Raw genomic sequence first — 14,636 nt, forward strand, 5'->3', positions numbered from 1 at the left:
CCGGATGGCGGCGCCCGCCGCGCTCCACGCCTGCGGTGCCCCGGCCGACGGCCCGCCGAGGCGCCCGAGCGTCGCCCCCGGGAGCGCGGCGATCGCGAGCACGGGCGGCCTGCGCCACAGGACCTCCGGGGTCGGGACCGGCGCGAGGGCCATCGCCTCGACCTCGACGTCGACGCGCGCCTGATCGGCGTCCACCTTCAGGAACACCTCGCCGACGCGCAGGGTCGCGCGTTCGGAGTGGGCGACGACGACGGTGACTTCATCCATGGGCGACCAGTATCCCGGGGACGACCGCCGACGTCGCCGGATTTGTCGCCGCCGGCCGAGCGCCTCCGCGTGTCGCACCCCCAGGCCACCCCCGGCCGTGCGAGGCTCTTCCCTCCATGAGTCGCGCCATCGCCCTGCTCACCCAGGACCTCCGCCTGCACGACAACCCCGTGCTGCACGCCGCCCTCGCCGCCGCGGACGAGGTCGTCCCGCTGTTCGTGCTGGACCCCGGCATCGCCGCCGCCGGCTTCGCCGCGCCCAACCGCGCCGCCTTCCTCGCCGACTGCCTCGCCGACCTGGACGCCTCGCTGCGCCCGCTCGGCGGCCGCCTGGTGCTGCGCCGGGGTCCCGCCGCCCCCGCCACCGCCCGGCTGGCCGCCGAACTGGACGCCGCCTCCGTGCATCTGGCCGCCGGAGTGAGCGCCTTCGCCCAGCGCCGCGAACAGGCGCTGCGCGCCGCGCTCGGCGACCGGCTGCACGTCCACGACGGCGCACTCACCGCCCTCGTCCCCGGCGCGGTGACCCCGGCGGGCAAGGACCACTACGCCGTCTTCACCCCGTACTTCCGCGCCTGGTCGCAGGCGCCCCGGCGGACCGTCCACCGCGCGCCGAAGGCCCTGCGCACACCGGACGGCATCGCGAGCGAGCCCCTGCCCACCGCGAAACCGGAGTCGCCCGCGCTCCCGCCGGGCGGCGAGCGGGCCGCCCGTCGGCTCTGGCGCCGCTACGACCTGGACCGCTACGCCGACCTGCACGACGACCTCGCGGCCGACGCCACCTCACGCCTCTCGCCCTACCTGCACTTCGGCTGCCTCTCCGCCGCCGAACTGGCCGCCGACGCGCTGCGGCACGGCGGCGAGGGCGCCGAGGCGTTCGTCCGGCAGCTGGTCTGGCGCGACTTCCACCACCAGGTGCTCGCCGCCCGCCCGCGGGCCGCGCACCACGCCTACCGCGACCGGGGCGACCACTGGCTGCCCGAGGACGACGAGGAGTGCGCGGCCTGGCGCGCCGGGCGCACCGGCTTCCCGCTGGTGGACGCGGGCATGCGCCAACTCGCCCACGAGGGCTGGATGCACAACCGGGCCCGGCTGGTCACCGCCTCCTTCCTCACCAAGACCCTCTACCGGGACTGGCGGATCGGCGCCCGCCACTTCCTGCGGCTGCTGGTGGACGGGGACCTCGCGAACAACCAGCTCAACTGGCAGTGGGTGGCGGGCACCGGTACGGACACCCGGCCGAACCGGGTGCTCAACCCGCTGGCGCAGGCCGACCGGCTCGACCCGGACGGGGCCTACGTCCGGCGCTGGGTCCCGGAGCTGGCGCACGTCCCCGGGCGGGCGGTGCACCGCCCGTGGCTGCTGGACGAGCGCCCGGCCGGCTACCCGGACCCGCTGGTCGACCCGGCGGCGCTCTCCGAACGCCTGCGCGGCGCCCGCGGCCTGGACTGATCCACCGCCCCGCCCCCGCCCGCCCCACAGTTCCCGAACCGCCCGACATCGCGTCACGCTTCGTTCACACCCCGGCCGCCGGCCTTCGGATGAATGGGCGCGGGCCCCCGCAGTTGTACAGCCAACTGTCGAACGGGTCGCCTCTCCCAGCCTCCGTCAGCAGCCGCGGACGGCCCCGGTCCGGTACCCCCTGACGGCCCGGCGCCCGAGCTACTGCCCGGCGGCCGGGCCGTCCGGCTCTGGAGCGCGCACCTCGACGAGGCCGACTACGGCCCGCACGCCGCCCAGGACGGCCGGAGCGCCGCGCGGTGCACTGATCCGAGGGCCGTCCGCATTCGGCCGGGGGCGCCGAACCGGTGACCCCCGGCCGTGGCGCGGACGCCCGGCCGGGGACCGCCGCTACCGTCGGCCCCATGCAGCAGATCACCCCATGCCTCTGGTACGACGACCAGGCCGAGGAGGCCGTCCGCTACTACACGTCGGTCTTCCCGGACTCGCGGATCACCGACGTCACCCACTACACCGAGGCGGGCCCCGGTACGCCCGGCGAGGTGCTGACCGTCGCCTTCGAACTCGACGGCCGCCCGTTCGTCGCCCTCAACGGCGGCCCGGTGTTCCCGTTCACCGAGGCCGTCTCGCTCCAGGTGCGGTGCGACGACCAGGCGGAGGTGGACCGGCTCTGGGCGGCGCTGCTGGAGGGCGGCGGCCAGGAGAGCCGGTGCGGTTGGCTCAAGGACCGCTGGGGCCTGTCCTGGCAGGTCACCCCGCGCGTCCTGATCGACCTGGTCTCCGACCCGGACCGCGACAAGGCCGCGCGGGTGACCCGGGCGATGCTCACCATGGGCAAGATCGACGTCCGGCGGCTGCTCGACGCGGCCGAGGGGTGAGCGCGTGGCCGCCCCCGCCTACCGTCACATCTGCTACCTGCGCGCCACCCCGCAGCGGGTCTGGCACGCGCTCACCAACCCGGACGAGTCCGGCCGTTACTGGGGCCACCGCAACGTCTCCACCTGGCAGGTGGGCGCCCGCTGGGAGCACCAGCGGGCGGACGGCTCCGGCGTCGCCGACGTGTTCGGCGTGGTGGAGACCGCCGACCGGCCGGACCTCCTGGTCACCACCTGGTCCGGGCCCGGCGAGGAGCGGCCCGCCGGGCCGTCCCGGGTCACCTTCGAGCTGCGCTCCCACCGGGACCTCACCCGGCTGACCGTCACCCACGAGAACCTGGCCGACGAGGCCGAGCGCGCGGACGTGGAGGCGGGATGGTCGGCGGTGCTGTCCAATCTGAAGACCTACCTGGAGACCGGCCACCCGCTCCCGCAGGACCCCTGGACCATGCCCTGAGTCCTGCGCCGCCCGGCTCAGCGCCGCCCGGCGCGCTTGCGCCGGCGGCGCACCCGGCCGACCACCGGAAGGTCGCCGCGCACCCACCGGCGCAGCCGGCCGAGCCGGGAGAACCGCTCCCGGCTCGCCACCGACGCCCGGTCCAGCTCCTCCATCAGCCGCCGGGAGCGGTGCTCCAGGTCCAGCTCGTCGAGGATCCGGTCGACCTCGGTCAGCAGCGAGCCGAGCAGGTGCCAGGCCTCCGGATGCGCCCGCACCTGCTCCAGCAGCAGCCGGGCGACGTTCTCCCGGCTCGCCCAGGCGGCGGTGAGCTCGGCGTTCAGCCGCTCCTCGGCCTCCTCGGCGTTCAGACTGACCTGGGTGGTCACCAGCACGGCGAAGCTCACCAGCGCCCCGCCGACGTGCGCGAGCAGCTCCTCCAGCGCCACCGCCAGCCCCGGGGCGACCAGCGGTTCGCCGGGCGCGCGCCGCTTGGCGAGGTCGGTCAGCGAGCGCGAGATGACCCGGATCACCACCACGCAGATCTCCAGGGTGTCCAGACCGGTGCGCAGCACCAGCCGGGAGAGCAGCCCCTCGCTGATCCGCGGGTTGAAGCGGAGGCTGTCCTCGGCCTGCCGCAGCGCCGTGTCCACGTCGGCGATCGCCTGGTCCAGCCGGCGGGCCTCGTGCAGGCGCTCGGCGGCGTCCTCGACCGGGGTCGGGCGGCCCAGCTGGTCGGAGAGGTCGAGCAGCAGGTGCCGGGCCCGGCGGGCGAGGTCCTCGATCGACTCGCCCGCGGTGTCGACCCAGACCGGTGCCGCGAACAGCAGGTTGAACAGCAGGCCGACGCTCGCGCCGATCAGGGTCTCCAGTACCCGGTCCCAGGCCTGGGAGGTCACCTGGGTGACGCCGAGGATCAGCATCGCGCTGATCGCGACCTCCTGGACGAACTCGTCCACCCGGACGAACCGGCCGATCACCAGGGAGGCCAGGATGATCAGCCCGAGGCTCCACCAGGAGAGCCCGACCACGGTGCTGAAGCCGATCGCGATCAGCACGCCGACCACCACCGAGTTCACCCGGCGGACGCTGGTGGTGAGCGTGGAGTAGACGGTGACCTGGACGACCAGCAGCGCGGTGAGCGGCGCGGTCAGCGGGGCGGGCTCGCTGCTGAGCCAGGTCGCCACCAGGTAGGAGAGCGTGGCCGCGACGGTCGCCCGGGCGGTCTGCACGGCGAAGGGTTCGCGGGCGGCGCGCCGCACCAGTGCGGCGGCCCGCTCCGGCGCCAGCGCCACCCGGACCTCCTTTCGCTACGGCTTCTCGCGGCGTCCTTCGCGCAGCAGCTTCCAGGGCGCGAGCGCCGACTCGACCTGCACCGCGAGGCTCATCTTCGACGCGCCCTCGACCCGCTCCTCGAAGCGGATCGGCACCTCCCTGATGGTGAGGCCGCGCCGCGCCACCCGGTGGTTCAGCTCGACCTGGAAGGAGTACCCGTTGCTGTGCACCGACGGCAGGTCGATCGCCCGCAGGGTCTCGGCGCGCCAGGCCTTGTAGCCGGCGGTGGCGTCCCGCACGCCCAGGCTGAGGATGGTGTTCACGTAGAGGTTGGCCCAGGCCGAGAGCGCCTTGCGGTGCCACGGCCACTCCTCGGCGGTCGACCCGCCCGGCACGTAGCGGGAGCCGATCACCACGGCCGTGTCGTCGGCCAGGAGGGTCGACACCATGAGCGGCAGCACGGAGGCCGGGTGGGACAGGTCGGCGTCCATCTGGACGACCACGTCCGCGCCGTCCTCCAGGGCCTTGGTCATGCCGGCGACGTAGGCCCGGCCCAGGCCGTCCTTCTCGGTGCGGTGCAGCACCCGGACCCGGCCCCCCGACCCGGCGGCCAGCTTGTCGGCGATCTCGCCGGTGCCGTCGGGCGAGTTGTCGTCGACGACCAGCAGGTGCAGGTCCGGCAGGCCGAGGCCGGCCAGCAGTCCGGCGAGGACCGGGAGGTTCTCCCGCTCGTTGTAGGTGGGCACGACCACAACGACCTTCGGGGAGGCCTCGACCATCTTCTGTTCCCTCGCGAAATCGGCGCCCGTTGGCCGGTGCGGTCAGCGGCGTCCGCGCCGGGTCGGACGGTCGTCCAGTGCTCCGGCCGTGGTCGGTACCACGGCCGGTCCGTAGTACGGCCGTGCGAGTCTAGCCGCGCCGTCGCGGACGCCGTGTCGCCGGACCGTCATCTGGTCCTTCGGGAGCTCCAGGCGGGGGCGACGAAGGCCACCAGGGCGACGGCGAAGCCGAGCTGGAGCAGATGGCGGATCCAGTCGATCCCGGAGGTGTTCCGGACGCCGATCCAGCCGGCGACGGCGTTGCCGAGCCAGGCCCCGGCCGCGCCGAGCAGCATGGTCAGCCACCACGGGATCGACTGCGGGCCGCGCAGGATCAGCTTGGCGATCACACCGAGCACGAAACCGATGAGCAGAATCCACAGGAGCTGGAACATCGCATTCCACCTTTCGAGGGCGCGTTCCCCCATGATCGCCCGAACCGTCCGGCACGGCACGTCCAGCGGGGGAGCGGGGTCGGCCGCGCCCCCGCCTGCCCGTTCCTCCGCGTTCTAACCGTCCGTTTCCAGCGCGCTGAGCGCCGTCCCGGTGGCCGGATCGAAGACGTGCAGCCGCCCGGTGTCGATCCACAGCTCCAGCGGGGCGCCCTCGGCCGCCCGGGTGGCGGTGCCGATCCGGGCCACCACCTCCCGGCCGGGCGCCCTGGCACCCGCCTCCGCCTGCTGCGCGCCGATCTCCTCCAGGCCGCCGCCGGAGACCGCGTCGCCCTCCACGGTGAAGTGCGCGTACACGTCCGAGCCCACCGACTCGACCACCTCGACCCCGACCGTGACGGTCGCGCCGCCCGTCGGGTGCTCCAGCAGCGCGGCGTCCTCGAAGTGCTCCGGGCGGATGCCGACCACCACCTCGCGCGGCGCGTCCGCCGCCGTGAGCCGCCGGCGCAGCCGGTCACCGAGCGGCAGGTCGCCGAGCGCGGTGCGCAGCGCCCCCTCCTCCAGCCGGCCGTGCAGCAGGTTCATGCCGGGCGAGCCGATGAACCCGGCGACGAACAGGTTGGCCGGCTCGTCGTAGAGCCGCTGCGGCGGGCCGACCTGCTGCACCACGCCCGCGCGGAGCACCACCACCCGGTCGCCCAGCGTCATCGCCTCGACCTGGTCGTGGGTGACGTAGACGGTGGTGGTGCCCAGGCGCCGCTGCAGCCGGGAGATCTGGGTGCGCATCTGCACCCGCAGTTTGGCGTCCAGGTTGGACAGCGGCTCGTCCATCAGGAAGGCCTTGGGGTCGCGCACGATCGCCCGGCCCATCGCGACGCGCTGGCGCTGTCCGCCGGAGAGGTTGGCGGGCCGGCGGTCCAGGTGCTCGGTGAGGTCGAGGATCCGGGCGGCCTCCGCCACCTTGGCGGCGATCACGGCCTTGTCGGTCCTGGCCAGCCGCAGCGCGAAGCCCATGTTCTGGCGGACGGTCATGTGCGGGTAGAGCGCGTAGCTCTGGAACACCATCGCGATGTCCCGGTCCTTGGGCGCCCGGTCGTTGACCACCTGCCCGCCGATCCGCAGGGTGCCGCCGGTGATGTCCTCCAGGCCCGCGATCATGTTCAGGGTGGTGGACTTCCCGCAGCCGGAGGGGCCGACCAGGATGACGAACTCGCCGTCGGCGACGGTCAGGTCGAGGTCGTGGACGGCCACCGAGCCGTCGGGGTAGCGCTTGCTGATGCCGTCGAGGACGATCTCCGCCATCGGTCCGCGTCATCCCTTCACTGCGCCGGCGGTCAGGCCGGCCACGATGCGGCGTTGGAAGAACAGCACGAACAGCACGATCGGCACCGTGATCACCACCGCCGCGGCGGCGATCGAGCCGGTCGGCTGCTGGAACTGCGAGCTGCCGGTGAAGAAGGCGATCGCGGCGGGCACGGTGCGCGCGGCGTCCGTGGAGGTCAGCGAGATCGCGAAGAGGAAGTCGTTCCAGCAGAAGATGAAGACCAGGATGCCGGTGGTGAACACGCCCGGCGCGGCCAGCGGGGCGATCACCAGCCGGAACGCCTGGGCCGGGGTGGCGCCGTCCATCTTGGCGGCCTTCTCCAGCTCCCACGGGATCTCCCGGAAGAAGGCCGACAGCGTGTAGATCGCCAGCGGCAGCGAGAAGGTCATGTAGGGGATGATCAGGCCCAGCCAGGTGTCGAAGATCCCCAGCACCCGCTCGATCTCGAACAGCGGGGAGACCAGCGAGATCGGCGGGAACATCGCGATCAGCAGCGACATCCCGATCAGCGGCCGCTTGCCGGGGAAGCGCAGCCGGGCCACCGCGTACGCCGCCATGGTGGCGAGCACCACCGCGATCGTGGTGGCGATCACCGCGATGCCGATCGAGTTGACCAGCGACCGGGTGAACTCGGTGGTGCGGAAGATGCCCCGGTAGTTCTCCAGGGTCCAGCGGCGCGGCACGAAGTTGCCGTCGGTCAGGGTGGCCGGGTCCTTGAAGGACAGCGCGGCGATCCACCAGACCGGGAACAGCGCGTACAGCACCACCACCAGGTTGACCACGCCCCAGCCGGTGGCGGAGCGGGCCTGCCGGGCGGTCACCGCCGCTCCGCCGAGCCGCCGGGCGCGGCCGCGCCGAAGACCTTGACGAAGACCAGGGCGATCGCCGCCACGCAGAGGAACACCAGCACCGAGATCGCCGAGCCGATGCCCAGGTTGAGGGCGGTGAACAGGTTGTCGTAGCCGAGGACCGACACCGATCCGGTGTCATTGGCGCCGCCGGTCAGCACGTAGATGTTGTCGAAGATCCGGAACGCGTCCAGGGTCCGGAACAGCAGCGCCACCAGGATGGCCGGTTTCATCAACGGGAGGATCACCAGGCGCAGCCGCTGCCCGAAACCGGCGCCGTCGACCATCGCGGCGCGCACCGTCTCGGCCGGCACCAGCGCCAGGCCGGCCAGCAGGAGCAGGGCCATGAACGGCGTGGTCTTCCACACCTCGGCCAGCACGATCAGGGCGATCGCCGGCCAGTGCTCGGTGAGCGGCGCGCTGCCCTCCGGCAGCAGCGCCGCCAGGTACCCGGTGCCGGGCGTCCAGGCGTACTGCCAGGAGTAGGCCGCCACCACGGTGACGATGCCGTACGGCACCAGCACCGCCGTGCGGACCAGCCCCCGTCCGACCACCGCCCGGTGCATCACGAGCGCCAGTGCCAGGCCCAGCACCAGCTCGGCCGCCACCGAGACGACGGTGATCAGCACCGTCACCCAGAGCGCCTGCCACCAGTACGGGGACGTCAGCACGGCGCCGTAGTTGGCGAGGCCGACGAACTCGGAGCGGTCCGGGAAGCGCAGGTCGTAGCGCTGGAAGGAGAGGTAGACGGCGTAGCCGACCGGATAGGCCGTCACCAGCAGCATCACCAGCACGGCGGGCGCGCACAGCAGCCAGGCGAGCCGGCGCTCCTGCCGGGAGCCCTCGGAGAGCCGGCCGGGGGCCCTCGCGGCTGGTCGGGATCCGGTCGCGGTCACGGGATCAACCCCTTCGAGCCGAGCGCGTCCCTGATCTGCCCGGCGAGGTCGGCCACCGTGCGCTGCGGGTCCACCTCCGAGGGCGGGGAGAGGGCGTGCGCGACGGCGATCGAGACGTTCTGGTACGCGGGCGTCTGCGGCCGCACCGAGGCGGAGTCGAGGGCCGTCAGCACGTCCGCCGCGAACGGGTAGCTCTCGGTGAGCTCGGCGGCGGTGTACAGGCTGCGCAGCGACGGCGGCAGGCCGCCCTTGAGCGCGTTGGTCAGCTGGTTCTCGCGGTTGCGCAGGCACAGCACGGCCTCCTGGGCCGCCTCCGGGTGCCGGGAGTAGGCGCCGACGGCGAGGTCGATCCCGCCGATGGTCACCGTCGCGGGCCGCCCGGGGACGACCGAGGGATAGGGCGCCCAGCGGAAGTGCGGGAACAGCTCGGGCTGGTTCTCCTTCATCGACGGATAGACGAAGGGGTAGTTGAGCTCGAAGGCGGCGGTTCCGGACTCCATCGCGAGCCGGTTCTCGTCCTCCATCTGGTTGGACAGCGAGGGGTCGGCGGCGGGGGAGCCGGCGAGGTCCCGGATCACCCGCGCGGCCGTGACGGCCGGTTCGCCCAGCGAGGGGGCCGTCGCGTCGGGGGCGAGGATCGAGCCGCCCGCGCTGGTGACCAGGGTGTTGAACCAGACCGTCAGACCCTCGTACTGCGCGCCCTGCACCTCGATGAAGTGCGGCTTGTCCTGCTCGGCCAGCCGCCGCGCCGCCTCCAGTAGCTCGTCCCAGGTGGCGGGCGCGGTGGGCACCAGGTCGTCGCGGTACCAGAGCAGTTGGGTGTTGGAGTTGTACGGGACGGCGTACAGCCGGTCCTTCCAGGTGGCCGTCCGCAGCGCCGCCGCCAGGGTGTCCTCGGTGGCCCGCTCGCGCAGCGCCCCGGTCCACTCGCGCGCCCAGCCGGCCTCGGCGAACTCGGGCGTCCAGGTGACGTCCAGGCCCATGATGTCCACGCCGGTGTCGTGCGCGGCCAGCCGGCGCACCAGCTGCTGGCGCTGGCCGTCGGCGGTGCGCGGCAGCTTGTTGTAGCGGATCGAGTAGCGCCCGCCGGAGTCGCGGCCGCAGTTGTCGGCGGCCTGTTGGAGCGCGCCCGAGTCGTCCGGGAAGTTGTACCAGTCGAGCACGACGGCCCCGCCGCCCCCGCCGCCGTCCCCGGAGCCGCCGTCACCGCCGCAGCCCGCCAGCGTCCACGCGAGCGCGAGCACTAGGGCGACGGCGCGCCGGTGGTTCGGTCTGGGCATCGCGACTCCCTCCGGTGGACCGGCTCGCGGCTGGCCCACGGTAGGCCGGGCGGCCGGCGCCCGGGCCCGACCGGCGGGTGCGACACCCCGGGGACCGCCCGGGCGGGCTAGCCGGGCGGTCTGGCGGGGCGGTCTGGCCGGGTCGTCCGGGCTACGCCGCGTCGCGCTTGGCCCAGACCTTGACGGTGCCGAGCGGCTGGGCGGTGGTCAGCGCGAAGTGGTCGGTGCCGGGGCCTCCGTCGGTGAGGGTGAAGCAGAGCGGGGTGCCGAGGAGGGTCCGGGCCTCGATCCTGGTGATCGTGTAGCCGGGGTAGCTCCCCTCGAACCTCCCGCCGGCGCCGATCCGGACCTGCATCAGGACGTCGCCGGGCTGCCGGGTGCCGGCCTCGTTGCAGGCGACCAGCCGCTCGGCGGGGGAGGGGGCGTGGGCGGGGGTCGCCGAGGCCGCCGGGGCCAGGACGAGGCAGCCGAGGACGGCCGCGGCGGCCAGGCGGGCGCTTCGCGCACGTGTGCTTCTCATGCGGCGACCGTCCACCGGGGCCGGGCCGCCCGCAAGCGGGACCGGGCGTCCGGTTGCTCCGAATGCCCGGACGCCCGCCCGGGCGGGGGCGCGCGCGTACACCGGCCGCGGCGCCCGGGGTGGGACGGCTCTGGCGGGTGGTGCCGCCGAGCCGCTACGGTCTGGACCAGCCCCCCGCCCTGGCCTCTACCGGGAGTCGACATCAGCACCCGAACCACCGTCAGCGCCGTTCCGGCCACCGCCGTTTCGACGCCCGACGCCGCGAACGCGCTCACCCTGCCCGATCTGCTCGACGACCGGGCGCGCCGGCACCCCGACCGGCCCGCGCTGCTGGTCCCGGGCCGCCCGGCGCTCGACTACCGGACCTGGCGCGAACGGGCGGTGCGCGCCGCCCACGGCCTCGCGCGCGCCGGGGTGCGGCCGGGGGACCGGGTACTGCTGCTCTTCCCCAACCAGGCCTGGGACGACTACGCGGTGGCCTTCCTGGCCGCGCACTACGCGGGCGCGGCGGGCGTCGTGGCCCGTGAGGACCTGAGCGCCGAGGACACCGCCCGGCTGGCGGGCGACAGCGCGGCGGCGCTCGCGGTCGCCCGCTCGGCCGACGACGAGCGCGCCACCGCCGCCGGCCTGCGCTGCCTGCGCCTCGCCGACCTGGAGACGGACGGCGGGGCCGACGACCGGCCGCCGCACCGTCCCGGCCCCGGCGACCTCGCCCAGGTCATCGGCACCTCCGGCACCACCGGCGCGCCCAAGGGCGTGCACGCCGCTCACGCCAGCCTCACCGCCGGCCAACGGCTCGACCCGCGCCCGCGGCCCTACGCCCACTCCGCGCACGTGGTGCACGCCTTCCCGATCGGCACCAACGCCGCCCAGGTCGTCCTGATCAACGCCCTGGTCGCCGCGCCCGCCACGATCTGCCTGCCGCGCTTCGACGCCGAGGAGTTCGGCGCGGCCGTCGCCGAGCACCGCGTCGGCACCGTCTTCCTGGTGCCGTCGATGGCCGTCGAACTGCTCAACTCCGGCGCCGCCGAACGCCACGACCTCAGCAGCGTCCTGCTGATCAGCTCCTCCGCCGCGGCCCTGCCCGCCCCCGTCGCCGCCGCCCTACGTGAGGCCCTGCCGACCGCGACCCTGGTCAACACCTACACCTCCGCCGAGGCGTCCCCCGCCCAGATAACCGCCGTCGTCGACGCCCGCCGCCCCGGCTCCGTCGGACGCCCCGCCAACCCCGCCGACCTGCGGCTGCTCGGCGAGGACGGCCGCCCCGTCGAACCGGGCGCCGTCGGCGAGGTGTGGCTGCGCCAGCCCGGCCCGCCGCGCGGCTACACCGTCGGCGCCGACGCCTCGTCCGCCGTCTTCCGGGACGGCTGGGTGCGGATGGGTGACCTCGGCCGGCTCGACGCCGACGGCTACCTGTACCTGGTCGACCGGGAGAGCGACGTCATCAAGTCCGGCGCCCTCAAGGTCTCCACGCTGCGCATCGAGGACGTCCTGCACGCCCACCCGCGGGTCGCCGACGCCGCCGCGCTCGGCCTGCCGCACCCCGTCATGGGCGCCGTCCCGGTGGCCGCCGTCGTGCCCGCCGCCGACGGCCTCGACCTCGACGAACTGCGGCTCTTCCTCGCCGCCAGGCTCGGGCGGGCCGAACTGCCGGTCCGCATCCTGGTCACCGACCGGCTGCCCCGAAACCCCAGCGGCAAGGTCGTCAAGCACGAACTCCGCACCCGCTTCGACGCCCCGGCCGACGACACGCCCGGCACCCCGCCCGCCACCGAGCACGAACGCGCCCTCGCCGCCGTCTGGCGCAGGATCCTCGGCCGGCCCGTCGCCGCCGTCGAGGACGAGTTCTTCGCGCTCGGCGGCGACTCCTTCCGCGCCGTCCAGCTCGCCGCCGCCGTCTCCGCCGAATTCGGCGTCACCGCCGGCACCGCGCTCGTCTTCGAACGCCCCTCGCTGCGCGCCCAGGCCGCCTGGCTCGCCGACGCCCCGAAGTCGGCCGACGGCCACCAACCCCTGGCCGACTCAGAGCTGTCCCCGTTCCTCCGGGAACTGCGCGCCCAGCCGCACGACATCCCGCTCACCTCCCAGCAGGAGAACTTCCTGCGCTGGATGGCCGAGGCCGAGGGCCGCAACGTCGGCTCGGTCGCCGTCATGTTCCGCGTCACCGAGGCGCTGAACCCCCGACTGCTGGCCGAGGCCCTGCGCGAGGCGGTGCGCCGTCACCCGGCGCTGCGCACCCGCTTCGTGCCGGTGCCCGGCGCCGCGCCGGGGGTCCGGCGCGCCGTGGTCGACCCCGAGCCGGAGATCGACGCCGTCCTGGTCGACGCGCCGGGGGAGAGCGACGACGAGGTGTCCGCCCGGCTGATCGCCACCCGGGACCGGCTCACCGACGTCGGCGAGGGCCCGATGACCGGCCTCGCCGTGGTCAGCCGCGGGCCCGAGGACCACGCCGTGCTGCTCGCCGTCCACCACATCGTCGGTGACGGCTGGTCGGTCGGCGTGCTGCTGCGCGACCTCGGCGTCGTCTACTCGGCGCTGCGCCGCACCCGCCCCGCGCCGCCGCCCCGGCCGATGCCGACGCTCGGTGAACTGGTCGACCGCGCCAACGCCCACTGGCCGGTCTCCCGCGCCCACTTCGCCCGCGCGCTCGCCGGCGCGCCCGAGGCCGTGCACCCCTTCCCCGGCCGCGCCGACACCGAGACGGTCCTCAGCGCCGCCCACCGCCTCACCGTCCCCGCCGCCCGGGCCACCGCCCTGCGCGAGCGGGCCGCCGGGGCCGGGGCCACGCCCTTCCAGGCCCTCGCCACCGTCTGGCTGGGCCTGCTGGCGGAGCGCAGCGGCCAGGACGACCTCGTCCTGATGACGCCGGTCCCCGGCCGCACCACGCCCGAGGCCGAACAGGCCGTCGGCTGCTTCGTGCAGTCCCTGCTGCTGCGGGTCGACGCCTCCGGAGCCCCGGGCTTCGCCGAACTCCTCGCCAGGGTCCGCGACACGGCCACGGCGGCGCTGGACCACCAGCTGTACCCGTTCGCGGAGTTCAGCCCGCTGGTGCCGTTCGCGGCCTGGCTGCGCTACGAGGCCTGGAACGCCCCCGCCCAGCTCCCCGGCCTCGCCTGCACGGCCTGGGAGGTCCCGCGCAGCGCCACCGTGCCCTACCCGCTCCCCGGCGGCGACCGCCACGTCCCCGAACTCGCCGCCACCGAACAGCCCGACGGCTCCCTGGTCTGCTGGCTCCGCTACAACGAGCACGCCTTCACCCCGGCGGCCGTCGAATCCCTCGCCGCCGCCCTGGAGGCCCGCATCGCCGAGGCCGCGGGGGGCTGACCGCGCGATTGTCAGTGGCCGATGCCATGATCCCCATGACCCCACCGAAGGAGATCATCATGGGTACCTGGGACATCGGCCACTTCGACAACGACACCGCCGCGGACTTCTCCGGCACGCTCGACGAGGCGGCCCTGGAGGAGCGGGAGGGCCTGGTGCGCCGCGTCCTGAGCGTCGCCGCCGACACCGGGGCCGAGGACTACCTCGACTGCGACGAGGCGGTCGAGGCCGTGGCCGCCGCCGCCCTCGTCGCCGCCCAGTGCCCCGGCGGCGAGCCGGTCACCACCAGCTACGGCCCGGACGAGCCCCTGCCGACCTTCGCCGCCGATCTGCGTCCGCTGGCCGTGGAGGCCCTCGACCGGGTCGTCGCCGATGAGTCCGAACTCGCCGAACTCTGGGACGAGACCGAGGAGAGCGAGGCCTGGCGCCGCGGCATCAAGGACCTGCGTGCGGTCCTCGCCCCCGAGCCGGAGCCCGCCACGGAGGCGCTGTTCGACCTCTAGCCCCTCGGGACCGCTAGAGCGGGGCCAGCCAGTCCTCCTCAAGGCCGTCGAGAACGAACCCGTTCGCGAACTGCACCTTGTAGCTGGTCCGGGTGCCGGCTCCGGAGCCGAACACGCCCGCCCGGATGGCCTGCTGGCGGAGGTCCTCGAACAGGCCGGCCGTGAGGCCCGGGAGATGGCGGACCTGCTCGTCGAAGCTCGCCAGCCGGTCCTGGGCCACACCGCCGCTGCCCTGCTCGACGCCCGTGACGATGCCCGCCAATCCCTCGGCCAGGAACAGCGCCCCGGGGAAGCCGCCCCCGGCCGCCGTTCCGTGCGCGGTGACCTGCACCTCCCTGGTCAGCCTCACCCGTGCGCCGGTGTCGTACGCCATGGCCGTACCCCCTCGTTCGATCCTGCCCCGACCATGGCGAGCGTAGTC

14 protein-coding genes and 1 pseudogene are annotated in these 14,636 nt (G+C 74.5%); 5 read left to right on the top strand and 10 right to left on the bottom strand.

Annotation, left to right across the window (positions count from 1 at the left end):
• Positions 1 to 267 (bottom strand): annotated as a pseudogene (locus ABD308_RS07895) (aminoglycoside phosphotransferase family protein); the annotation flags it as partial.
• 116 nt (positions 268 to 383) lie between these two features.
• Here ABD308_RS07895 and ABD308_RS07900 point away from each other — a divergent pair.
• The 3 genes from ABD308_RS07900 (at position 384) to ABD308_RS07910 (ending at position 3,056) form a co-directional block, all read left to right on the top strand.
• The gene (locus ABD308_RS07900; protein WP_344329716.1) at positions 384 to 1,715 is read left to right on the top strand and encodes a cryptochrome/photolyase family protein; all 1,332 of its coding nucleotides are present in this window, start codon (positions 384 to 386) and stop codon (positions 1,713 to 1,715) included.
• A gap of 413 nt (positions 1,716 to 2,128) precedes the next feature.
• Positions 2,129 to 2,602: a VOC family protein gene (locus tag ABD308_RS07905; protein WP_344329717.1), complete on the top strand. Its 474-nt coding sequence runs from the start codon at positions 2,129 to 2,131 to the stop codon at positions 2,600 to 2,602.
• Between the two features lie 4 nt (positions 2,603 to 2,606).
• Positions 2,607 to 3,056, top strand: coding sequence for an SRPBCC family protein (locus tag ABD308_RS07910; RefSeq protein WP_344329719.1), 450 nt, complete (start codon positions 2,607 to 2,609; stop codon positions 3,054 to 3,056).
• A gap of 17 nt (positions 3,057 to 3,073) precedes the next feature.
• Here ABD308_RS07910 and ABD308_RS07915 read toward each other — a convergent pair whose 3' ends face one another.
• The 8 genes from ABD308_RS07915 to ABD308_RS07950 all read right to left on the bottom strand — a co-directional run bounded on the left by ABD308_RS07915 (position 3,074) and on the right by ABD308_RS07950 (position 10,388).
• Positions 3,074 to 4,330 (bottom strand): aromatic acid exporter family protein, encoded by a 1,257-nt coding sequence (locus ABD308_RS07915; protein WP_425554718.1) that lies wholly within the window; start codon positions 4,328 to 4,330, stop codon positions 3,074 to 3,076.
• 15 nt (positions 4,331 to 4,345) lie between these two features.
• Entirely contained in the window at positions 4,346 to 5,089 is a 744-nt protein-coding gene (locus tag ABD308_RS07920) for a polyprenol monophosphomannose synthase (RefSeq protein ID WP_344329720.1), read from the bottom strand.
• Between the two features lie 167 nt (positions 5,090 to 5,256).
• Positions 5,257 to 5,523, bottom strand: coding sequence for a GlsB/YeaQ/YmgE family stress response membrane protein (locus ABD308_RS07925; protein ID WP_344329721.1), 267 nt, complete (start codon positions 5,521 to 5,523; stop codon positions 5,257 to 5,259).
• 114 nt (positions 5,524 to 5,637) lie between these two features.
• Positions 5,638 to 6,822, bottom strand: a complete 1,185-nt coding sequence (locus ABD308_RS07930) for an ABC transporter ATP-binding protein (protein WP_344329723.1) — start codon at positions 6,820 to 6,822, stop codon at positions 5,638 to 5,640.
• Positions 6,823 to 6,831: 9 nt separating this feature from the next.
• Positions 6,832 to 7,665: a carbohydrate ABC transporter permease gene (locus ABD308_RS07935; protein WP_344329726.1), complete on the bottom strand. Its 834-nt coding sequence runs from the start codon at positions 7,663 to 7,665 to the stop codon at positions 6,832 to 6,834.
• Positions 7,662 to 8,588, bottom strand: a complete 927-nt coding sequence (locus ABD308_RS07940; RefSeq protein ID WP_344329727.1) for a carbohydrate ABC transporter permease — start codon at positions 8,586 to 8,588, stop codon at positions 7,662 to 7,664. Before ABD308_RS07940 ends, ABD308_RS07935 begins: the two co-directional genes overlap by 4 nt.
• A complete protein-coding gene (locus tag ABD308_RS07945) occupies positions 8,585 to 9,868 on the bottom strand; it encodes an ABC transporter substrate-binding protein (RefSeq protein ID WP_344329729.1) in 1,284 nt (427 codons plus the stop codon). Before ABD308_RS07945 ends, ABD308_RS07940 begins: the two co-directional genes overlap by 4 nt.
• Positions 9,869 to 10,019: 151 nt before the next feature.
• On the bottom strand, positions 10,020 to 10,388 hold the full coding sequence (locus ABD308_RS07950; RefSeq protein WP_344329776.1) for a hypothetical protein: 369 nt from the start codon (positions 10,386 to 10,388) through the stop codon (positions 10,020 to 10,022).
• A gap of 285 nt (positions 10,389 to 10,673) precedes the next feature.
• On the opposite strand from ABD308_RS07950, the gene ABD308_RS07955 reads away from it, so the two are divergent.
• Positions 10,674 to 13,712, top strand: a complete 3,039-nt coding sequence (locus tag ABD308_RS07955; protein WP_344329769.1) for a class I adenylate-forming enzyme family protein — start codon at positions 10,674 to 10,676, stop codon at positions 13,710 to 13,712.
• Positions 13,713 to 13,771: 59 nt separating this feature from the next.
• Positions 13,772 to 14,215, top strand: a complete 444-nt coding sequence (locus ABD308_RS07960; protein ID WP_344329772.1) for a DUF4259 domain-containing protein — start codon at positions 13,772 to 13,774, stop codon at positions 14,213 to 14,215.
• A gap of 13 nt (positions 14,216 to 14,228) precedes the next feature.
• Here ABD308_RS07960 and ABD308_RS07965 read toward each other — a convergent pair whose 3' ends face one another.
• Entirely contained in the window at positions 14,229 to 14,588 is a 360-nt protein-coding gene (locus ABD308_RS07965) for a hypothetical protein (protein WP_344329730.1), read from the bottom strand.
• Positions 14,589 to 14,636: the final 48 nt, after the last annotated feature.

Origin of the sequence: Kitasatospora putterlickiae (assembly GCF_039527695.1) — a bacterium.
Classification (GTDB): Bacteria; Actinomycetota; Actinomycetes; order Streptomycetales; family Streptomycetaceae; genus Kitasatospora; species Kitasatospora putterlickiae.

Excerpts from the sequence above, each read along its gene's own strand:
- ABD308_RS07900 (WP_344329716.1), top strand. The coding sequence starts at position 384 with ATGAGTCGCGCCATCGCCCTGCTCACCCAGGACCTCCGCCTGCACGAC.
- ABD308_RS07905 (WP_344329717.1), top strand. The coding sequence starts at position 2,129 with ATGCAGCAGATCACCCCATGCCTCTGGTACGACGACCAGGCCGAGGAG.
- ABD308_RS07920 (WP_344329720.1), bottom strand. The coding sequence starts at position 5,089 with ATGGTCGAGGCCTCCCCGAAGGTCGTTGTGGTCGTGCCCACCTACAAC.
- ABD308_RS07925 (WP_344329721.1), bottom strand. The coding sequence starts at position 5,523 with ATGTTCCAGCTCCTGTGGATTCTGCTCATCGGTTTCGTGCTCGGTGTG.
- ABD308_RS07930 (WP_344329723.1), bottom strand. The coding sequence starts at position 6,822 with ATGGCGGAGATCGTCCTCGACGGCATCAGCAAGCGCTACCCCGACGGC.
- ABD308_RS07945 (WP_344329729.1), bottom strand. The coding sequence starts at position 9,868 with ATGCCCAGACCGAACCACCGGCGCGCCGTCGCCCTAGTGCTCGCGCTC.
- ABD308_RS07950 (WP_344329776.1), bottom strand. The coding sequence starts at position 10,388 with ATGAGAAGCACACGTGCGCGAAGCGCCCGCCTGGCCGCCGCGGCCGTC.
- ABD308_RS07960 (WP_344329772.1), top strand. The coding sequence starts at position 13,772 with ATGGGTACCTGGGACATCGGCCACTTCGACAACGACACCGCCGCGGAC.
- ABD308_RS07965 (WP_344329730.1), bottom strand. The coding sequence starts at position 14,588 with ATGGCGTACGACACCGGCGCACGGGTGAGGCTGACCAGGGAGGTGCAG.